The sequence below is a fragment of the Paenibacillus sp. ClWae2A genome (assembly GCF_032452295.1).
Classification (GTDB): Bacteria; Bacillota; Bacilli; order Paenibacillales; family Paenibacillaceae; genus Paenibacillus.
The window spans coordinates 243782-265413 of the sequence record NZ_JAULSQ010000003.1 but is presented as its reverse complement, the minus strand read 5'-3'; the positions used below and the strand labels follow the sequence as shown (position 1 = coordinate 265413).

The following is a 21632-nucleotide window of genomic DNA, read 5'->3' as shown; positions in this document are numbered from 1 at the left end:
GTCAGAGAAAAGGGATGACAGGGTGCGATGGCGGCACTGAGGTGTTATAATGCATGAAGTACAGATATCAAGGGTATACATGGATGTAACGTGGTCTTTGTGATAGAATAGGACGAATGGAACGAAAAGAAGGAAGCCAAACGAAAAGAAAAGAAGGAATAGGTGTTGACAACAAAATGAAACCTTTTATATATGATTATTCTCTGGAACAACTGCAGCAATGGGCTGTTGAGAATGGGGAGCCGGCGTTTCGCGGTGGCCAAATCTTTGACTGGATTTATGTAAAACGTGTGAATGATTTCAGTGAAATGACAAATCTGTCCAAGCCATTGCGTGAAAAGTTGACAGAGCAATTTGAATTCGTAACACTGAAGGAAATTACCAAGTTTGAATCCAAGGACGGAACGGTTAAATTCCTCTTTGGTCTTCATGATGATCATGCTATTGAGACAGTAATTATGAAGCATAACTACGGGAACAGCATCTGTGTAACCACACAGGTTGGTTGTCGCATTGGTTGTACGTTCTGTGCATCCACATTGGGTGGTCTCAAGCGTAACCTTACGGCTGGGGAGATTGTTGCCCAGGTTGTGCAGGCTCAGAAAATTCTGGATGAACGCAACGAGCGTGTCAGCAGCATCGTGATCATGGGTTCGGGTGAACCTTTCGAAAACTATGAAGCTACGATGACTTTCCTGCGCATTATGATCCATGAAAAAGGGCTGAACATCGGTCAGCGTCACATCACGGTATCCACGAGCGGAATCGTCCCGAACATCTACAAGTTTGCAGATGAAGACACACAGATTAACCTCGCCATTTCGATCCATGCACCAAATGATGCACTGCGTTCGAAATTGATGCCGGTTAACCGTCGTTTTCCTTTTGAAGACGTGATGGAGTCCCTGCGTTATTATCTCGCCAAAACAGGTCGGAGAATTACGTTCGAGTATGCACTTATTGGTGGGGTAAACGATCAGCCAGAGCATGCAGCAGAACTGGCAAGTGTGCTTAAGAACATGTTGTGCCACGTGAATCTGATTCCGGTTAACCATGTACCTGAACGCAAATACGTAAGAACATCGAGAAGCGACATTTTCAATTTTCAGAAGATTCTCTCGGAACAGGGTGTTAATGTAACCATTCGTCGTGAACAGGGACATGATATTGCTGCCGCTTGCGGTCAGCTTCGTGCAAAGCATATGGAGTTGAGGTGAGAACGTTTTGATCAAAACAGTTCATGTGAGCCATATCGGACGAGTGCGTTCGGTGAATGAAGATTCAGCCTGGATTCGTAATCTCGATACAGGATATATTCTGGGTATTGTTGCCGATGGCATGGGTGGACATCTTGCAGGGGATACGGCAAGCCGCTTGGCAGTAGAGACGTTGGTACAAGATCTGGGAACACTGGAACCAGGGCTGTCGCATGCGTCTCTGTCTGCGGCTCTCAGCGATGCTATTTTGCATGCCAACGAAGTTATCTTCCGCACGGCATCAACAGATGACAAGTATCACAACATGGGAACAACGGTGGTTGCGGCTTTATTGAACGATACGGAAGGTGTTATTGGACACATCGGTGATAGCAGAGCCTACAAAATTGCGAACAAAGCGGTGATCCAGCTAACCGAGGACCATACACTGGTGAATGAATTGTTCAAAAATGGTCAGATTAGCAAAGAGGATGTGTCCCATCATCCACGTCGCAACGTGTTAACTCGCGCGCTTGGAACAGATGCCGAGGTGAAGGTAGACCTGGATACCGTCAAGCTGGAGGAAGGCGAAGTTCTTCTCCTGTGCAGCGATGGTCTCAGTAACCTGGTCAGCAATGAGCAGATTATTCAGGTTGCCGGCAATTTGGAACTGGCATTGGAAGATCGTGCAGACCGACTGCTCCAGTTGGCTTTACTTGCTGGGGGAGACGATAACATCACGGTTGCCTTGTTTGAGTTGCAGAGGGAAGGTTCCGTGGATACGGAAACGGGGTGTGAGTCATGATTGGGCACCAGCTAGGCGGACGCTATGAAGTGATTGAACGTGTCGGCGGTGGCGGCATGGCTCTTGTGTACAAAGCACAGGATCTTCTGTTAAACCGGAATGTAGCGATTAAAGTCCTTAGACAACAGTTTGTGCATGACGAAGAGTTTATTCGCCGTTTCCGCAGGGAAGCACAATCCGCAGCATCGCTGTCTCATCCGAATGTAGTTAGCATTTATGACGTGGGGCAGGAAGATGACGTTCATTATATTGTCATGGAGTACGTGGAAGGCAAAAACCTGAATGAAATTATTAAAGAACGCGCGCCTCTGCAAGTGGACGAATCGGTCCGAATCGCTTCCCAGATTGCAGATGCTCTTGATCATGCACATCATAATCAAATCATTCATCGGGATATCAAACCCCACAATATATTAATTGGCCGGAATGGCCGTGTGAAAGTAACGGATTTCGGAATTGCCCGTGCGGTTACATCTACAACGATCACGCAGACGGGATCCGTAGTTGGTTCTGTACATTACTTCTCACCGGAGCATGCCAAAGGCATCGTTACTGGTGAAAAATCGGACTTATATTCTCTTGGGATCGTACTTTACCAAATGCTTACTGGGCAACTTCCGTTTCTGGGTGAAAGTCCAATCAGTGTGGCATTGAAGCATTTGCAGGAAGAGTTCGATGAACCACGCAAATTCAATCCATTGATTCCGCAAAGTGTGGAAAATGTCATCTTAAAATCCATGCGTAAAAATCCGCAGGAACGTTATCAGTCGGCCAAAGAAATGCAGACCGATCTGGAAACTTGCCTGATGCCGGAGAGACGTAATGAAACGAAGATTGATTTTCCGGATGAGGATGATATAGACCAGACTCGCGTTATGCCAGCGATCAAGCCTGAACCGCGCGGAGTTACATCGACGGGTGCGGTGCCAGTGATGGAGTCTAACGAAGAAACTGGCAAGGGTAAGGCAAAATCGAAGAGCTGGAAGAAGCCAGCTCTACTTATTTCATTAACCGTTCTTATTCTAATCGCCATGGTGGGCGTTGTATGGTATGTCAAGGGTATGCTGGTTGTACCTGAAGTAACCGTGCCTAACGTGATCACTCAGACGGAAGAAAAGGCAAGGAAAATGCTTGAGGAGAAAGGACTCGTCGTCAGTGATGAGGTCATCCGTCTCTATCAGGAAGGTGTCGAACCTGGCATAGTCTATGACCAGAGCAGAAAAGAAGGCGATGTTGTCAAAGAAGGTTCCGAGGTCCAGATCAGTGTTGGTGCAGAAAAAGAACTGGTGAAGATGATTGATGTCAAACAAGAAACTTATGATGAGGCTGTCAAGAAGTTGACTGCGCTTGGCATTAAGGAAGATCAGATTCAGCGGAAAGAAGAGTTCTCCAATGATGTGGCTTCAGGTTCTGTTATTTCCCAGACACCGGGTGTCAATGAGGAATTCGATCCAGAGACAGTTCAGATTGAGTTAACCGTAAGTAAAGGTGCTGAAACAGTCAAAATGCCTGATCTGAAAAATCTTACCCGCAGTGAAGCCGAAGAAAAACTTAAATCTGCTGGACTGGAACTTGCTCAGGTGCAGGAAGAACTAAGTTATACGGTGGAAAAGGGCAAAGTGACGCAGCAATGGCCTGTGGAAGCGGGCGCAGACGTACGTCCTGGCGATAAGATTACGATTTTTATTAGTACAGGGTATCCGCCTGAAGCGCTGCAATATGCTTTTGATATCATTGTATCACCCAAAGAAGATGGAAAAAACAGTAAAATCCGTATCACATATGAAGATGCACGTGGCAAGAATCAGGAATGGGGAACTCGCACTGTGAACTCAACCCAGACCTTGACCATTCCACTTGTGCTCGCTCCAAATGAAAATGGGGCTGTATCTGTATATCGTGATGGACAGTTCCTGGATACGTATCTTGTCTCCTACAGTGACGCCAAAAACGGAACAGTAAACGTACCTTCCATTGACCCGGAACAAAGCACCCAGACGCCGCCAGAAAATGAGCCTGATCCAGGTCAAGGCAGCGTAGATGAGGGCAGTGTTGATTCCAATCAGGAAGGTGAGCCTGAGTCCACACCGGCGGATGGTGAAGGTGACAACGTAGATGAAGACACTTCTGCCATGAATAATGGTAAGGGGAACGACAAGGAAAAAGAGAAGAAAAAGGAAGTCGTTAACGCATCAAGCCGTCCATAAGGGCGGCTTATGCTGGCGTCTGGAGTAAATGTACCACCATCTCAAGGAGGGCGACGGAGCTATGCCAGAAGGTATCATCGTTAAAGCGCTAAGCGGTTACTATTATGTCATGCCAGTGGAAGACAACGGGGTTCCTTCGGTTGAAGGTTCCGCCGTTCAATGTCGAGCCAGAGGTATCTTCAGAAAGCGGGGAACATCACCGCTTGTAGGTGACCGCGTCAGCTACATGTTGACAGAGAACGGAGAAGGAACGGTAGATGAAATCCGGAAGCGTGAGACGGAACTCATCCGTCCTCCAGTGGCCAACGTAAGTTTGGCTGTTCTGTTATTCTCCGTGAAAGAACCGGATATGAACCTGAATCTGTTGGACAAGTTCCTTGTTCACATCGAGCAGGCTGGTCTGGATGCTCTGATTGTTCTGACCAAGCAGGATTTGGCTGATCCAGCGAAAGACACTGTTGCTGAAGTGAAAGCATTGTATGAACAGGTTGGTTATGAAGTGATCTCCACAAGTTCACGTACCGGCGAAGGCAGTGAACTGCTCAGAGATCGTCTCGCTGGTAAGATTAGCGTATTCTCTGGTCAATCCGGCGTAGGCAAGTCGTCCATGTTAAATGCATTGATGCCTGGCTTGACGCTGGAGACGAGTGCGATCAGCATGCGTCTAGGACGAGGGAAACACACCACCAGGCACGTGGAGCTTATTCCCTTGGATAATGGTGGATTTGTTGCGGATACGCCAGGATTCAGCCAACTGGACTTTCTGGAGATCGGTGTGGAGGAACTCTCCACTTGTTTCCGGGAATTCGCCCAGTTTGCAGATCAGTGCAAGTTCCGAGGTTGTACCCATACACATGAACCAGGTTGTCGTGTGCTTGCGGCCAAGGAGGAAGGTCTGATCTCCGAAAGCCGATATCAGCACTATGTGCTATTTCTGACCGAAATGAAAGATAAGAAGCGGAGGTATTAACATGATTAAAATTGCCCCATCGATATTATCGGCTGATTTTGCCCGACTTGGTGCGGAAGTTGCAGAAGCCCAAGCTGCAGGAGGAGACTGGATTCATGTTGACGTTATGGACGGTCATTTCGTCCCTAATATTACGCTTGGACCTGCGATTGTGAAGGCGATCGCTCCACATACCAGCTTGCCGCTTGATGTGCACTTGATGATTGAGAATCCGGAGCGTTATGTTGAGGAATTTGCCAAAGCGGGTGCAGCGGTAATTACCGTTCATGCTGAGGCTTGTGTGCATCTGCACCGAGTTATTCATCTGATCAAGGAGCAGGGAGTGAAGGCAGGAGTTGCCCTTAATCCGGGAACGCCAGCGTCTGCCATTCTCGAAGTTCTGGATGATGTGGACATGGTTCTTGTTATGACGGTCAATCCTGGTTTTGGCGGACAGGCTTTCATCTCGGGTACTATGAACAAAATCAAGCAGATTCGTACCTGGTTGAACGAAAAGGGACGCCATGATGTACATATCGAAGTAGATGGTGGAATTGCAGCCGATACAGCCCCGCTTGTGGTGGAAGCTGGAGCGGATGTGCTCGTTGCTGGGAGTGCCGTATTTGGCCGTGAGGATCGTGCTGCCGCGATTACTGAAATTCGCCGTAGCTACGGAGGCTGATCTATGACCCTCAAGGAGACACTGTGGACGATGGCTGCGAGTCTCGTGACGGGACTTGTGCTTGCTTTGTTTGCGGTTATTCAATCCCCGTTTAATGCCATTACGTCGTTAATTGGGGTGGGCGTTGTTATTATGTATTTCCGCAAATTTGATCGTACGGGACATCGGGTTACTTTTGTCATATTCAGCATACTGTATTATGTACTGAGTGTTTTCATGATCGCTGTCTATCAATATATTCCTGCACAAACGTAAATGACCTGATCTTCGGGCTTGTCATTGTGGAATAGGGATCGATGGTTCCGCATAAATATGGTTACATGAGCAGGTTTCTCATGTAGCCTTTTTTGTCGTGTTTGAGGTAAAGAAGGCCTGAAGCATAGGATACGGCGGACGCATGAGCATGATGGGGAGGGTGAATTATGAAATTTTACACATTCAAACTGCCGAAGTTTTTGGGAGGGTTTGTAAAGGCGATTCTTAATACGTTTCAAAAGCACTGATCCGATTGATAAGGTAACAGGGAATACCGCCGCTTTGGCTCAGGCTTATCTGGAATTCGTACCTGCGAAGCGCCATGCGGCGGCCATTCACATGTTAATGACGTATCCCTTTTTTGAATACCAAAAAAGCACCTGCAAGGAACAAGGTGCTTTTTGCTTACCCGATTTATAGTAGCTTTGCGTGATTATACGCGAGTCACTTTACCGGCTTTCAGTGCACGGGTGCTTACGTATACACGTTTTGGTTTGCCGTCAACGAGAATGCGGACCTTCTGAACGTTTACGCCCCAAGTACGACGGTTACGGTTGTTAGCGTGGGATACGTGGTTACCGGTGCCCGGTTTCTTACCTGTCACATAACATTTGCGAGACATAGATTACACCTCCTATCCTAAAATAACCAGTTGCCTTCAGAAACGAAAAGTCATTCCATAAGGACTAAATTGTTCTTCCTGATCATAAAGATCAGGCTTCAGTAGCTAATGGCGTTGTTTAAGCCGGCATGACCGGATCATTTCCATTACTTAACCTGCATAAAACAATACTTGAATATAATATCATAATCAAAAAAGCTTCGTCAACTGATCCAAAAACTTTATTTATTTCTCCTGTCTAATATAGTACAATGTTGAGTAGTCCATAATACAGTGGTGAACAGGCTGTTGCCGCGAGGAAGTCGGAGAATAAACCGTACTTAGAGGTCGGTGGTCTGCTTTTTGGCAACGCTGTGAGCTGCGGCATTCCATCATTGGCACCAGTCTCCATGCGGCATTCATGCCGGCTCTTGATACCGGTGCATATCCGTATGCCCCGAAGTTAGGGGTGCAGAGAGTGCAGGATATTGGTAGCCCGGCCGCCCAGACCGTTAATCCGGCTGACATTTTGTATTGTATGCCTGTGCCGGACAAGGTATGGACGAAGAATAACGCAGTCCGCGTTAGCGCATGAACAGACCAGACACATCTTGGTGCAAGGTGTTCGTGTATCAAGCTAGGAAGGGGAATTCTCACTTGAGTATACGTTCTTTAAATGGAACAGATTTCACCGCAATGGTACTTGCCGGAGCGGAACAACTTGGACAGCATGCAGAGCACGTCAATTCCCTGAATGTTTTCCCTGTGCCGGATGGTGACACGGGAACGAACATGAATTTGACAATGAGTGCAGGAGTTGCAGAGATTAAAAGAAAAAGTTCTGCCTCCATCGGAGAAGCTGCCGGTATTCTATCAAAAGGCCTGCTTATGGGCGCACGGGGGAATTCAGGAGTTATTCTGTCACAATTGTTCCGTGGATTTAGTCGTTCAGCTGCTCCCTATGAGGAACTGAATACGCTCCAATTTGCAGCAGCCCTGCAGAACGGTGTTGACGCAGCTTACAAAGCAGTCGTAAAGCCTGTTGAAGGGACCATTCTTACCGTAGCCAAGGAAGCGGCGAAACATGCCAACTACTACGCAAGACGGACGAATGATATTACTGAATTAATGAATGAAGTTTTGTTAAAAGCAAAAGAAGCACTGGCAATGACTCCGGAATTACTTCCTGTACTGAAACAGGTTGGTGTTGTGGATTCAGGTGGTCAGGGGCTTGTATATATCTACGAGGGCTTTATGGAAGTATTGCTTCAAAGTGACGGAGTGAGTCGTACTTCGCTGAACAAAGAAGTAACCCCATCCGTGGCAGCATCTGCTTTGAAACCGGCTGCACCGACAGAAGTGGATATCAAGAAGCCTGCACAGCAGCAGGTGATTGCACCAGAGATGCCATTATCTGCTCAGGCGAGACTGGAAACGGAAGATATTGAATTCCTGTATGATATGGAATTCTTCATTAATCGTGAGCTTGGAGAGAACGCAGGAGTGGCATTTGATGACGAAGCATTCCGGAAAGCGTTGTCAGTTAATGGGGATTCGATCATTATCATTGCCGATGATGAAGTCATCAAAGTTCATGTCCATTCCAAGACACCAGGTGATGTGTTAAACCTGGCACTGCATTATGGTGAGATTACACAGATTCATATTCTCAATATGCGTGAACAGCATCGGGATCTCCTCACAGCAGGCATGGACATTGCTCCATCACCTGAATTGTTTGCAGAGATTCCACCTGAGGCAGCGCGCAGTATGGAAGAGGCTGTGCTTCCTGCAGATGAGATGGCACCGTATGGTTTTATTGCGGTATCCTCCGGTGACGGTATTGCAGAGATTTTCCAAAGTCTTGGCGTTGATGTTGTTCTGTCCGGTGGACAGACGATGAATCCGAGTACTGAGGATTTTGTAAAAGCCGTTCGTTCCATTGCTGCGGAGCAGGTATTTATACTCCCGAATAACTCGAATATTGTACTGGCTGCGGAGCAGGCTCGTGAATTGCTTGAAGATGAGCGCCGGATTACGGTTATTCCAAGCAAGACCATTCCACAGGGAATGGCTGCTGCCTTTGCTTTCCAGGAAGATGAGTCTGCGGAAACAAACCGAGACCAAATGTTGGAGGCCATTAGCCGGGTGCAGTCCGGTCAAGTGACTCATGCGGTTCGTGATACGCAATACGATGAATTGGATATCAAGGCGGGGCACTATATCGGTATTCATAACTCCAAAATTGTAGCGACGGATGAAGCCATGCTTCAAGCATGTGAAGGTCTGCTCAAACAGATGATGGAGAGTGGAGATGAAGTGGTGACGATCCTTGAAGGGGACGAAGCTGACCCTGAGGTTACTGTTGCCCTCGCTGCATGGCTTGAAGTACAGTATCCTGATGCTGAGGTAGAGGTACATCGTGGAGGACAGCCGGTGTATTATTATCTGTTCTCCGTAGAGTCCTAAAATAAAGGGATTGTTCAAAAAGTACCAATTGATCACGAAGTAGCTCACGAAGCAAACTCGACATCGAATCTTGCGTTCACCTTCGGAGTCCGGTGCTCATGTAGGTTTGCCTACACTCCGCTCCTCCTCCTTCAGGTTCTCGCAACCTTCTCGGTGCTGAATCGTTGACTTTTTGAACATGTATTAATAGCACTCTAGCGAAGAGGAGGAGAGTCATGAGCCACAAGGTTGCGATAGTAACAGACAGTACGGCAGATATTCCCGAAGAACTCATTCGCAAATACGGGATTCACATTGTTCCGCTGCGCCTTCTGTTCGGTGAAGAGACCTATGCAGATGGCGTTGATCTGACTTCGGAACAGTTCTACGAAAAGTTGAAGAAGGGTTCTGTGTTGCCTACAACTTCACAGCCATCTCCAACCGACTTCATGAATGTATATCAAGCACTGCTTGATGAGAACCCGGAACGCCCGATTGTATCGATCCACCTGTCATCCGGCATGAGTGGTACCTACCAATCGGCCATGCTTGGCAAGTCTTTGCTGGAGCGTGAGGGTGACATCACCGTGCTGGATTCGAAGTCAGCCTCGTATGGATACGGTCTAATGGTGGTACAGGCTGCTGAACTTGCCGAACAGGGCAAGTCAGCAGTCGAAATCGCTGCTGCCATTGAAGGGATGCAACAATCTCGCAAGTTGTTCTTTCTTGTAGATACTTTGGAGTATCTGCAAAAGGGCGGTCGGATTGGCAAAGCTTCAGCCATCTTGGGAACGTTGCTTAACATTAAGCCGATCCTGTCTATTGATGAAGAAGGCGTTATCTACGCAGTTGAGAAAGTCAGAGGTCATAAAAAAGCAATGGCACGCATTATTGAGCTGTTCCAGAAGGATCTTGCAGGCAAACGGGTGAACCTGGCGGTAGGTCATACCGCTGACCCGGGATCAGCGATCGCTTGTGCAGAGCAGCTGCGTGGTCATTTTACACTGAATGAAGTGGTCTATACCAATATTGGAGCCGTTGTAGGCAGCCATGTTGGACCTGGTGTCATTGCAATCTTTATGTGGCCTGTTCCGGAATGAGGGATTAGACATGAAATTGGAAGAAATATCAGTTAAGCAAATTAACGGCGTGAGTGCTCTCAAAGAGGGAGAGCTTCACGCCTTTGGCATCTCTACTGTTAAAGACCTGCTTGAATATTATCCGTTCCGTTATGAGGATTATCGTCTGCGTTCACTTAGTGAAGTGAAGGATGGGGACAAGATTACGGTTCAGGGACAGGTGATGGGTATTCCTGTTTTACAACGATACGGCAAAAAGTCGCGTCTTACCTGTAAGATTATGACGGAAGAGTGGATGATTACAGCAACTTGGTTCAATCGCCATTTCCTCAAAGAACAGCTTACCCCCAATCGGGAGATTGTGATTACGGGGAAATGGGAACAAAAACGTATGCAGATGACAGTTACTGACTCGGAGTTCCCCGATAAAGGCGATGGGCGTTCAGGCACACTCCAACCTGTATATTCGGTAACCGGCAAGCTGACACAACAATGGATGCGGAAAACGATCAATCAGGGATTGATCCAATTCGGAGATATGATTCCCGAGATTTTACCCCAATCCTTGATGAAGAAATACAGCTTGATGCCACGCAAACAGGCGATTGCGGGAATCCATCGTCCACAGGACAACCGGGAAGGTCAGCAGGCCAGACAGCGGATGGTGTATGAGGAGCTGTTTCTGTTCCAGTTGAAAATGCAGGCGTATCGTGCGCTCAACCGGAATCGCATGGATGGCGTGGTACATACAACGGACAATACGACGATTCGTGAGTTTGTACGCAGTTTACCTTTTGAATTGACAGATGCTCAGAAAAAGGTGGAGCTTGAAATTCTGCATGATATGCGTTCGCCCTATGCAATGAACCGGTTATTGCAGGGTGATGTAGGATCGGGTAAAACGGTTATTGCGGCAATTGCGCTATACACGACTGTTCGATCCGGTTTCCAAGGGGCTCTGATGGTGCCTACGGAGATTCTGGCGGAGCAGCATATGCGCTCACTGCAAAAGCTGTTTGAACCGTTTGGGGTAACCGTAGGGCTGTTAACGGGCAGTGTAAATGGACGTAAACGTAAAGATCTGATCGCCTCGTTGCAAATGGGCATGATTGATATCGTGGTGGGTACACACGCCCTGATTCAGGAAGATGTTTTCTTCCGTGATCTGGGTCTTGTGGTGACGGACGAGCAGCATCGCTTCGGGGTGAATCAGCGCAGCGTTTTAAGGCGCAAAGGATATAATCCGGATGTGTTAACGATGACAGCTACGCCAATTCCACGGACACTTGCGATTACGGCTTTTGGTGACATTGAGGTATCTACGATCTCGGAACGTCCGAAGGGACGGATTCCCATCTCCACGTATTGGGTCAAACACGATATGATGGAGCGGGTGCTCGGTTTTATCTCCAGAGAAGTGGATCAGGGCCGTCAGGCCTATCTGATCTGTCCGCTCATTGAAGAGTCGGAGAAACTGGATGTGCAGAATGCTATTGATCTGCATGTGCAGATGCAGCAGAACTTTCCAAAATATCGTGTAGGTCTGTTGCATGGCCGGATGACGGCTGCGGAGAAAGAAGAGATGATGCGGGACTTCTATAGCAATGATATTCAGTTGCTTGTCTCCACCACCGTTGTCGAGGTTGGGGTCGATGTGCCAAATGCCACGTTGATGGTCATTATGGACGCGGACCGCTTCGGTCTCTCCCAGCTGCATCAGCTTCGTGGTCGGGTCGGTCGTGGTGCGCATGCTTCCTATTGTGTACTCATTGCTGATCCCAAGACGGAGGTTGGACAGGAACGCATGAAGGTCATGACGGAAACCGAGGATGGATTCGAGGTATCTCGTCGGGATCTGGATCTCCGGGGTCCGGGTGATTTCTTTGGTACCAAACAGAGCGGACTGCCCGAGTTCCGTCTTGCCGATATGGTTGCCGATTTTGCTGTGCTCGAACAAGCCAGAGATGACGTAACCCAGTTGATTGCGGAAGCGAATTTCTGGACGTCTGTGGACTATACGCCTCTGCGTGATTTTCTACAGCAACAGCAAGTATTCAAGGGCGATCTGATTGACTAATGTTGCCCAGGATAGCGTTTTTTTCGTATTACCTTTGTAAAAAAAGACAAGTGTACAAGCCCTCCCGACATATGAATAAGAAGTGAGTTCATTCTTTTGGGAGGTGCTATGCGTTTTGGGTTACCAACAATATGGAATTAGTCCGCAGCTGGTGGAGCGGATCAAATTAAAGATGAAAAATCCCGCTGTCAAAGAGCGTATCAAAAAGTTGATTGATGGCGTGACCAAGTCTGATCTGCAAGATAAGGCCAAAGTCAGAAGGTTGGTCAAGTCCTCAGCAGTCATTATGAATGAGAATTTCTCTGCGGCGCAGGAGGAGCAGTTTGTTGCGTTTGTGCTCGCGCAGAAGATTGATCCGAACAATACGTTTCATTTGATTAAGCTGTGGGGGATGTTTAGGTAGGGATTCGATGTCATGTTGGGTGGGATAAATAGCGTTGTTTACACGGGGGCACTACGAGTGCAGTACCATCTTTCGATCGCTGTTATCCACGGATTTTTTTTGATTCCCTTTTCTAAAGGGTAAAATCCGGGGATAAAGGCGCACGCTTCGCTTCTTCAGATTGGTTCTGCCCTCTCCGTTGTTGTGTAAACGAAAGTACTTTAGAAAAACCAAATTACATCGAATGTGTATGAAGTAATTTTAGTGGGTGGGGCGTTCCATAAGTCAGGAAGATGACTTATGGAACGCTCTTTTGATTGTTATAACTAGGGACTAGCCTTGTGGCATTACTCGGTTGAATATTTGTTGTAGTTATCGAAATGACCCATGACCTGGCTTGTGTTACCGCAAAAACAAAGTTTTCATTGAGTATATTATGTTGGTTAAATCGACCATTTTATTACTTGCGAGCCTTCAAGGAATATGGGCTGATGGAAGAAGGCCAGTACCTGCCGAATGATCGCTAAGAACCACAACAACGAAAACAAGGAACTGGGCCATCATGCATGGCCTGGCTCCTTGTTGTTTGCGGTTAAGGGTTTGTGTTGCTTTCGGTATTCCTCTGGAGTCCAACCGGTCAATTTTTTAAACACCCGAAAAAAATATTTTGGATTGTCGTATCCCAGTTGTTTGGCAACCCGGTAGATTTTATCGTCTGTGCTCGTTAAGAGTTGCTTGGCTTGCCTGATCCGTAGTTGGTTTACGTAATCAGTGAAGTTCTCGGATGTCTTCTCTTTAAATAAATGACTGAGGTAACTCGGGTTCAGGTAGAAGAGGGACGATACCCATTCCAGCGTTAAATCCTTGGTATAGTGATTATCGATATATGTCCTGACGTTGTCGATCACTTGATCTGATGCGTAGGGGTTATCTTCCTTAAGCAGAAGGGCTGTTCCCGTCAGCACTTTTACCATGTAATGCCTAATGCACTCCATATCGAACGAGACGTTCAGGACGGCCTCCAAGCTGGAAGAGGCGCTACTGTTACCTCCGTTCTGGATATAGTTACTCAGCAGCCGTTTGGTTTCCGTAATAATGTCTTTGCACTGCTCTTTCAGGTGGGCAAGCAAGGCATCAGGCTGGCGTATGTAGAAAGCAAAGAAATCGGTGATGAGCTCTTCCACCTTCGTCACATTCCCGCTCTCTATAAAAAATAACAGTTCATACATTCGAGCCCACTTCAGTTGATGTAAAGGAATTTGCTCACGTGAGAATACGTAACATTTGCCAAAATCGGTAATGGCTCGTTCGTCCAACGCAAGGATCGTTTGATGATGAGCTTCTCGGACCCCACCAATGCCTGTATGAGGCAAGCTGATCCCCACACAACAATCCGTAGTTTCGGATTTGGTCAAAATGATACTCGCAGTTTGTTCCGCCATTTTCTGCAAATCAAGCTGGCCTGAGCAACCCAGATCATTCATCAGGAAAAACAGTAGCTGATCCGTTTGTGGATGAGGAATGTACAGGCCATTCGAAAAGGTAGGTAGTTGCTGTGCTGTAAGCGGTTGAGGACCATAAATCGTCAATAAAATGAACTGGTCAGACGCCATGATGGCGGCAAATTCCACAGAGCGGAACACAGGTGTTTTGATGGATGAATGGGGAGCCAGCACATAATTCAGGAAGGCTTGCATGTCTGCATCCCTTTTCATCTGCTCCGTTTCTACTTCTCTTAGAACGACTTCCCGCTGAAGAGAGCGCTCCTGTTCGATGGCATGGATGGCTTGGTGGAGCGTACCGTGGATCTCTTCCCGGCTAAAAGGCTTCAACAGGTAATTTATAACTTTCGCAGAGATTGCCTCCTGCATATAATCAAAATCGGTATGTCCGCTAATGACAATTAACTTGATGCGCGGATATTGCTGGCATACTGTCCTGATCAGCAGCTTGCCGTCAACCTCAGGCATGCGCATGTCTGTAAAGATAATGTCCGGCTTGAACGATTCAATCAAAGCCAAGGCATCCGCGCCGTTATCTGCTTCGCCTAGGAGTTCAAGCGAGTGCTCAAAAGTCCCGATTTTTTTCAACAAACCTTTGCGGATCAAGGGTTCATCGTCCACAACGATATACGTGTACATCTCTTGGTCACCTCTTTTCCCAATTGGCCGGAATTTCGAGTGTAATTCGAGTTCCTGTATTCAAATCGGTATGAAACGAAAGGCCGTAACCCTCTCCGTAATACAAAGCAATTCGTGAATGCACGTTTTTGATGCCGATGCTTTGTTTATGCCTTTGACCAACGGCGACGAATTCAGGTGGCTGCTGGAGCAATTGTCGAAGTTCCTCCGCTTGTGTTGAGGACATGCCCACGCCATCGTCCCAGATCTCGAACACGATGCTGTCCCCCTGAAACAAACCGGTAATGGTAACGGACCCCTTCCCACGTTTGTTCTCCAACCCGTGATAGATGGCATTTTCCACGAGTGGTTGCAACAGAAGTTTCAGCATGCGACGACTCCGAAGTTCCGGGTCCACATTGAGTTTGAACGCGAACTTGTCACCATACCGAATCTGCTGGATGGCCATGTAGTTTTCTACATGCTGAAGTTCTTCTCTGACCGCGACCAACTCGCTGTCCGTTTTGATGCTGTAGCGGAACATGTCCCCGAGTGACTTGGTCATCACCACAATACTCTCAACTTCTTCGATCTCGGCAATGCTATTAATCGACTCCAGCGTATTGTAGAGGAAATGGGAGTTGATCTGTGCTTCCAATGCCTTCATCTGGGAGTCCAGCATGAGGATTTTATTCTGGTAACTTTCTCGGATATGCGTATCGATATCATTCATCATTTTGTTGAACTCATGGTAAAGGATTCCAATCTCGTCGACTTGCCTCGTTACTTGAGGCTTGATGGTCACAAAACGATGAGATTTGGTTTTACGCATCAGTTTGGTCAATTCAATGATGGGTTTGGTGATCAGGTTGGACAAGAAAAAGGAAAGTAGAAGGAAAATGACGGCACAACTTATGGCTACGTAGAACAGCAACTTTTGGGAGATGTTGTACTCCTCATACAGCCGATCCATAGAGATGTTGGCAATTACGTTCCAATTGCGGCCAGGAACCTTCTGGATTACCGTCATGATGTTATCTTGGATGGATTTGTACTGTGAATTGCTGCCGACTTGATGCGTTGCCGCAGCCAGCGTATCGGAGAGTGGAGTGCTAACTCTACTTCGTTCGCTGGAGTACAAGATCTCGCCAGCGTCGTTTGCTAGATATAGATTGGACAAGCTTGGTGCCGGATTACGTTTTAGACCGTCAAAAATGTTCATACTGCAATCCAGCATAAACACGCCTAGGAACTCGTTGTTGTTGGGATCGTAGAGAGCTCTGGAGAAGCCAATGGATTCCTTGGCGTTAATGATGTAAGGTTTGACGCCAACTTCACCAATATACAAATCGCCTTTACGTTGGATCGTATTTAGATACCACTCATCGCGAAGTGCGACATAATCGAGGCGTAGGTCTGTGCCGCTACTGCCATAGCTTATCCATTTGCCATCTGGTGTGAAAAGGTACAAACCATTGATGTAATTGTAGCCAAGCAGAATGTTTTCAAAGATCAATTTCAATTTGCTGCGGATCATGAAGATTTCATATTGATCGTTGGTACCGTTCAACTTGATTAGTTCATCACTCACAGTACTGTAAGCGGTTGCATTGGAAGACTGCTGAAGGAGTGTGACGGAGATCCGGTCGATGTTCTGCAAAATTTCCTCCATGCTCTTGACCGAATTGCCTATAGTTGTCGACGTCACGAGAGAGGTCTGCTCATTCACCAGCTTCGTGTAACTGCGATAGGAACTGACAGAAACGACGATAATTGGCACGATCGATACGAGGACGAGGACCAGAAAAAGTTTAGTTTTGATGTTGAACAGAATCATACGTGCTCCTCCCGCCATTTGTCAATTCTAAAAATAGTGCACCATACGAGCCAAAGCAAATGCACTTTTGCCCACAGTATGATGAGAATGTGCACAAAGCAAGAATAAACATGAATCGGGGGAATGACAAGATGAAAAATAGAAAACGATTGTTGCCTTTAACTTTGGTACTCCTCATGATGTTTCTGAGCGCATGCAGCTCCGGTAGCCAGGAGGGGAGCGGTACGGATAATAGCAACGGGAGTTCAGATGAATCAGGAAAGCCGATTACGTTGACGATGATGCTATCGGGAAACAAGGCGTCTGACGGAGAGGATTTCGAGTTGGAGACCTTGCCGCGTCTGGTAAAAGAGAAGTTTCCTAACATTACCCTTGAAGTGCAGAAATTGCCTGATGATCAGTACAATACATCCGTACGTACCAAGCTTGCGGCTGGACAGGGGCCGGATATGTTCTTGATTTTTCCAAAGAATGCAGCTGGCGGCGTCAATGATTTCGCAAAGGCAGGATTTGCTGCTGATCTATCCGATCTGAAGTTCTGGGACAACATCAGCCAAGGCGCGAAGGCAGATATGTCCTATGAGGGAAAACCTTATGGAGTGGCCAAAGGGCTAGACTTCCTGGGCGTTTATTACAACAAGGAGTTGTTACAAGAGGCCGGATATTCCGAGTTTCCGAAGGATTGGCCTTCGTTCCTGGAGTTGTGTCAAAAGCTGCAGGCTGCGGGCGTAACTCCAATTGCAATGGGGGATAAGGACCCTTGGATGATCCAATTCGGTATGTACCCGATTGCGGCCAATGTTGTCTATCCAAATGAGATGGATTTTGATGTAAAACTCCAGAAAGGCGAAAAATCGTTGACTGATCCCAAGTGGGTTCAAACGGTCTCCAAATACAAAGAGCTCTATGATAACAACTACGTTGTCAAAAACTCGCTTGGCATTGGAAGTGCCCAATCTGCGCAGTTGTTCATCGATGGGCAAGCAGCCATGACCTTTACTGGAACATGGGACTATGCTTCCATGACGTCCAAAGGCGCTGCTGAATTTACTCGCGGATTCGCCTCATTGCCAGGTAACGAGCCGGAACAGCCGGTGTTTGTGTCTGCTGCAACATCTGCCGGATACGCTTTGAACGCCAAATCGGCAAACCTGGATGCAGCCAAGGAAGTACTGAACTACCTGTTCGATGGTGAATCAGATCTGTTCAAGGCATTTGTGGAAGCCAACAGTTCCATCAGCGTGTATAAGGACGTAGAACTTGAAAAAGAATTGTTCAAGGAAGTGAATGACAACTATCAGCAAACTGGAAATTCCGTCTACTTCAGCAACCAGATGTGGCCAGCCGGAGTATCGGACGTCATGCAGGCAAAGTTTGCCGAGATTATTGCTGGACAGAAAACAACACCAGAAGATGTGGCAAACGCCATGGAAACCAAGTTTAGAGAGCTGTGGAAAAACTAGAACAAAACGATGCTGTCTGCTGTAAAGGGGAGAATGATTGTCCTTCTTCCCTTGCCGCAGGCCCTCTTGGAAAGGATGGAGCAGGATGAGCTCTACTGTAATGAAAAAGTCCATGTACTGGTTTGCTTTGCCGGCATTGATCTTCTACCTGACCTTCTGGATCTTCCCGATCCTGCGGTTGTTCCAGTACAGTATAACGGACTATAACGGGTACGCCCAAGCCTATAACTATATCGGTTTCGACAACTATAAGGAATTGTTCCGGAGCGACATCCTGGGCATTTCTTTAAAAAATACACTGATCTATACGTTCGTCACCGTCATAGCTGGCAATATCATCGGTTTGGCAATGGCATTGCTGTTAAACATGAAAATAAGAGGAAACGGGATTTACCGTTCCCTGGCGTATATTCCCACATTGTTCAGTGCGATTGTCGTCGGCTTTTTGTGGAGCTACGTCTATATGCCGGATTACGGGCTGATTTCTTCCTTTCTCGATAAACTGGGTATCACAAATGAACTGAATTTCCTGGGTGATTACTCGACCGCGCTGTATTCTATTATCTTCGTGGAAATCTGGAAGACGATCGGAACGACAATGATTATCTTCCTTGCAGGACTACAGACTGTTCCGAGCGACTTGTTGGAAGCCGGACGGATTGATGGCTGCGGCTCATGGAGATTACTACGACATGTGAAGATTCCATTACTGGCAACAGCAATTACAATCAACGTGACGTTAAGTTTGATCAATGGACTCAAAGCGTTCGACTTCCCGTTTATCATGACGAATGGTGGTCCGGGCACGGCTACCAACACGCTGATTTATACCATCTATAAGATGGCATTTACCGAACAGCTCTTTGGTAAAGCTTCGGCTCTTGGCGTTATTTCCTTTGCCGTGATTATCGTCATTACCGCTGTCTTTGTCCTGAAAATGAACAAACGGGAGGTGTCGGCATGACGCTTCGTAAAGTATTGGGGAAAGGGTCCGTTCAGGTCGTCGTACTGTTGGTGATGGTGTTAAACCTGATTCCGTTAATTATTGCCTTTTCGACATCACTCCGCGATCCAAGCAACAACACAAATCCGCTGGTCCTGTTCCGGGAGATGACCTTTGCAAGTTACAAGGCTGCCTTCGACCGTATGCACTTTCCGGAAGCGCTATGGAACAGCGTGGTGTTAACCGGCGTATCGGTCGTGTTCGTTGTCCTGTTTGCGGCGATGGCGTCCTACCCGATGGCCCGTTTGAAAACAAAACTAAGCAAGTTCATGTATTTGTTTTTTTTGTCCGGACTCGTGGTACCTGCGCAAATGGTATTGATACCGATTGTGCAAATGATTAATGCGCTGCATATTCCAACGAATCAATATACGCCTATTTTCATGTTCATTACGTGCAGTCTGCCGTTTTCAACTTTCCTGTACACGGGCTTCATTCGAAGCGGTGTGCCTGAGGAGGTAGAAGAAGCGGCGCACATCGACGGGGCGGGATTGTTCCAACGGTTCTGGACCGTCGTGTTCCCTTTGCTCATTCCGGTAACGGTTTCGGTCATTATTACGCAAGGTGTCTGGATCTGGAACGATTACTTCTTCAATATGATCTTTATTTCCAGCGCAGGAGATTCACCGTTACCGCTGGCCATGCTCGGATTTTTGGGCGATCAGCAAAACCCCACGCAGTGGAATGTCCTGTTTGCAGCATGCTTTCTATGCGCGCTACCGTTGCTGCTGGCGTTTCTGTTCCTGCAAAAATATTTTATCGGTGGTATGACCGTTGGGGCGGTCAAAGGATAAGGAGGACACTGCAATGAGTGAAAAAGTGATAAACACAACTTGGCTGGAAAAAGCGCAGCGTCTGATGCCGGAGCTTCGCCAGCAAAAGGTCTATCCGGAACATATCGTGAGCGCAGTTCTGGATGCGGCGGGTTTTCAGGGATGGCGTATCGAACCACTCGGCTTAGCAGAAAACTTATCTGATCAAGTGTTGTGCAAGGGAGACAGAGTTACGCTGGATTTCGGGGAGCATCTCGTCGGTTATCTGACCTTGTCGCTTCTTAACGAGCGCAGTAATGCAGATGCCCCTCTCAGGTTGAAGCTCACATTTGGAGAAATGCCCTGTGAGGTCGGTGAGGATTTTGCAGAATATTCGGGTTGGCTTAGCCGTTCATGGCTTCAAGATGAGATCGTGAATGTGGACGTGTTACCCGGCACGCTAACACTGAACCGTCGCTATGCCTTTCGGTATCTGAAAATCGAGGTGGTAGAAACGTCGATCCGTTACGATATTCGAATTAAAGATATATATTGCATGACGGTGACTTCAGCAGACATAGGTTCAGTACCTCAATTGCATGAAGGTATCGACACGGAGCTGCTGGAAATGGATCGCGTGTCCGTGAAGACACTCCGGGATTGCATGCAGACGGTATTCGAAGATGGACCGAAGCGCGACCGACGTTTATGGATCGGAGATCTTCGTCTTCAGGCCCTCGTCAATTATGAAACATTCGGCTGTAATGATCTCGTCAAGCGCTGTCTGTATCTCTTTGCCGGAACAAGATTAGAGGGCGGTCAGGTAGGAGCCTGTTTGTACGAACAACCGGAACCATACGTGGACGAGATTTACTTATATGACTATGCGTTGTTTTTTATAGTGACATTATGGGACTATTTTGAAGCTACGAAGGACAGGGAAACGTTGGAAGGACTTTGGCCGGTCGCTCAAGAACAGATTGAGCTTGGGCTTAAAAGACTCGATGAGCGGGGCATCGTACGGGATGACGATACCTGGTATTGTTTTCTGGACTGGCATGAAGAATTAAATAAACAGGCTGGTGCTCAGGCAGTTCTCATCTATAGTATGAAAAGGGGAAGGTCGATTGCCAAAGAACTGGGGCTGCCGGAGTATGAGGAATGGATTAACACACACATCAAAGACGCTGAGCAAGCAGCCCTCACACATCTGTGGGATGGTGAACAGGGCTTCTTCGTCAGTGGTGAAAAAAGGCAGGTATCCTGGGCATCGCAAGTGTGGATGGTTCTGGCTGAGATCATGGATGCTCCAGCGGCCCGGCAATTACTTGATCGGTTAACGGGTAAGGGAGAAGCTATTGGCATGACCACGCCGTACATGGTTCATCATTATGTTGATGCATTGATTATGTGCGGGGAAGAGGAGAAGGCACTGGAGCAGATCCGAAGGTATTGGGGCGGTATGCTGAAGGATGGAGCGGACACTTTCTGGGAGCTCTACGACCCGGACGACAAAACGTATTCTCCTTATGGCAGCAATTTGGTCAACAGTTATTGCCATGCTTGGAGCTGCACACCAAGTTATTTTATTAGGCGATATTTTTCATAATTCTGGACTTGAGGTCAACCAGGAACGTCTGGTTGGCCTTTTTGGATTAGTTTCAGGTAGCATAGAGCCTGCCATGGCCTATTGTTTTTATTTGTTCGTACCGTTAAAAGAACGAGTGGCTATTAATGAAGCGATAAATACTAATATTAAAATAAAGTTATACGGGT

At 47.3% G+C, this 21632-nt stretch carries 18 protein-coding genes; 15 read left to right on the top strand and 3 right to left on the bottom strand.

Features of this window, described 5'->3' with window-relative positions:
* Positions 1 to 176 precede the first annotated feature (176 nt).
* From rlmN to spoVM, 7 genes are all read left to right on the top strand, one after another.
* Complete coding sequence (gene rlmN, locus QVE09_RS12400) at positions 177 to 1217, top strand: dual-specificity RNA methyltransferase RlmN (protein WP_017687452.1); 1041 nt, start codon at positions 177 to 179, stop codon at positions 1215 to 1217.
* A gap of 7 nt (positions 1218 to 1224) precedes the next feature.
* A complete protein-coding gene (locus QVE09_RS12395; RefSeq protein WP_091028658.1) occupies positions 1225 to 2001 on the top strand; it encodes a Stp1/IreP family PP2C-type Ser/Thr phosphatase in 777 nt (258 codons plus the stop codon).
* Positions 1998 to 4208, top strand: a complete 2211-nt coding sequence (gene pknB, locus QVE09_RS12390; protein ID WP_315937045.1) for a Stk1 family PASTA domain-containing Ser/Thr kinase — start codon at positions 1998 to 2000, stop codon at positions 4206 to 4208. The genes QVE09_RS12395 and pknB overlap by 4 nt, the downstream gene beginning before the upstream one ends.
* Before the next feature lie 61 nt (positions 4209 to 4269).
* Entirely contained in the window at positions 4270 to 5178 is a 909-nt protein-coding gene (rsgA, locus tag QVE09_RS12385) for a ribosome small subunit-dependent GTPase A (protein WP_062835353.1), read from the top strand.
* 1 nt (position 5179) lies between these two features.
* On the top strand, positions 5180 to 5839 hold the full coding sequence (gene rpe / locus QVE09_RS12380) for a ribulose-phosphate 3-epimerase (RefSeq protein ID WP_017687456.1): 660 nt from the start codon (positions 5180 to 5182) through the stop codon (positions 5837 to 5839).
* A 3-nt stretch (positions 5840 to 5842) separates the two neighbouring features.
* The gene (locus QVE09_RS12375; RefSeq protein WP_091014322.1) at positions 5843 to 6094 is read left to right on the top strand and encodes a hypothetical protein; all 252 of its coding nucleotides are present in this window, start codon (positions 5843 to 5845) and stop codon (positions 6092 to 6094) included.
* Between the two features lie 167 nt (positions 6095 to 6261).
* On the top strand, positions 6262 to 6342 hold the full coding sequence (gene spoVM / locus QVE09_RS12370; RefSeq protein ID WP_017687458.1) for a stage V sporulation protein SpoVM: 81 nt from the start codon (positions 6262 to 6264) through the stop codon (positions 6340 to 6342).
* Positions 6343 to 6527: 185 nt separating this feature from the next.
* Here spoVM and rpmB read toward each other — a convergent pair whose 3' ends face one another.
* Positions 6528 to 6716, bottom strand: coding sequence for a 50S ribosomal protein L28 (gene rpmB, locus QVE09_RS12365; protein ID WP_017687459.1), 189 nt, complete (start codon positions 6714 to 6716; stop codon positions 6528 to 6530).
* Between the two features lie 636 nt (positions 6717 to 7352).
* On the opposite strand from rpmB, the gene QVE09_RS12360 reads away from it, so the two are divergent.
* The 4 genes from QVE09_RS12360 to QVE09_RS12345 all read left to right on the top strand — a co-directional run bounded on the left by QVE09_RS12360 (position 7353) and on the right by QVE09_RS12345 (position 12702).
* A complete protein-coding gene (locus QVE09_RS12360; RefSeq protein WP_315937044.1) occupies positions 7353 to 9164 on the top strand; it encodes a DAK2 domain-containing protein in 1812 nt (603 codons plus the stop codon).
* 215 nt (positions 9165 to 9379) lie between these two features.
* Positions 9380 to 10243 carry a DegV family protein gene (locus tag QVE09_RS12355; RefSeq protein WP_315937043.1) on the top strand — a complete coding sequence of 288 codons (864 nt, stop codon included), beginning with the start codon at positions 9380 to 9382 and terminating at the stop codon, positions 10241 to 10243.
* A 10-nt stretch (positions 10244 to 10253) separates the two neighbouring features.
* Positions 10254 to 12299: an ATP-dependent DNA helicase RecG gene (gene recG / locus QVE09_RS12350; protein ID WP_315937042.1), complete on the top strand. Its 2046-nt coding sequence runs from the start codon at positions 10254 to 10256 to the stop codon at positions 12297 to 12299.
* 115 nt (positions 12300 to 12414) lie between these two features.
* Positions 12415 to 12702: a stage VI sporulation protein F gene (locus tag QVE09_RS12345; protein WP_278299015.1), complete on the top strand. Its 288-nt coding sequence runs from the start codon at positions 12415 to 12417 to the stop codon at positions 12700 to 12702.
* 539 nt (positions 12703 to 13241) lie between these two features.
* Here the strand turns inward: QVE09_RS12345 and QVE09_RS12340 are convergent.
* A complete protein-coding gene (locus tag QVE09_RS12340; RefSeq protein ID WP_315937041.1) occupies positions 13242 to 14822 on the bottom strand; it encodes a response regulator transcription factor in 1581 nt (526 codons plus the stop codon).
* 7 nt (positions 14823 to 14829) lie between these two features.
* Positions 14830 to 16638 (bottom strand): sensor histidine kinase, encoded by a 1809-nt coding sequence (locus QVE09_RS12335; RefSeq protein WP_315937040.1) that lies wholly within the window; start codon positions 16636 to 16638, stop codon positions 14830 to 14832.
* A gap of 131 nt (positions 16639 to 16769) precedes the next feature.
* Between QVE09_RS12335 and QVE09_RS12330 the strand changes: the two genes are divergently transcribed.
* The 4 genes from QVE09_RS12330 to QVE09_RS12315 all read left to right on the top strand — a co-directional run bounded on the left by QVE09_RS12330 (position 16770) and on the right by QVE09_RS12315 (position 21465).
* Positions 16770 to 18101 (top strand): ABC transporter substrate-binding protein, encoded by a 1332-nt coding sequence (locus tag QVE09_RS12330; RefSeq protein ID WP_315937039.1) that lies wholly within the window; start codon positions 16770 to 16772, stop codon positions 18099 to 18101.
* A gap of 85 nt (positions 18102 to 18186) precedes the next feature.
* Positions 18187 to 19065: a carbohydrate ABC transporter permease gene (locus tag QVE09_RS12325; RefSeq protein WP_315937038.1), complete on the top strand. Its 879-nt coding sequence runs from the start codon at positions 18187 to 18189 to the stop codon at positions 19063 to 19065.
* On the top strand, positions 19062 to 19898 hold the full coding sequence (locus QVE09_RS12320; RefSeq protein ID WP_315937037.1) for a carbohydrate ABC transporter permease: 837 nt from the start codon (positions 19062 to 19064) through the stop codon (positions 19896 to 19898). Before QVE09_RS12325 ends, QVE09_RS12320 begins: the two co-directional genes overlap by 4 nt.
* 13 nt (positions 19899 to 19911) lie before the next feature.
* The gene (locus tag QVE09_RS12315) at positions 19912 to 21465 is read left to right on the top strand and encodes an alpha-L-rhamnosidase-related protein (protein WP_315937036.1); all 1554 of its coding nucleotides are present in this window, start codon (positions 19912 to 19914) and stop codon (positions 21463 to 21465) included.
* Positions 21466 to 21632 lie beyond the last annotated feature (167 nt).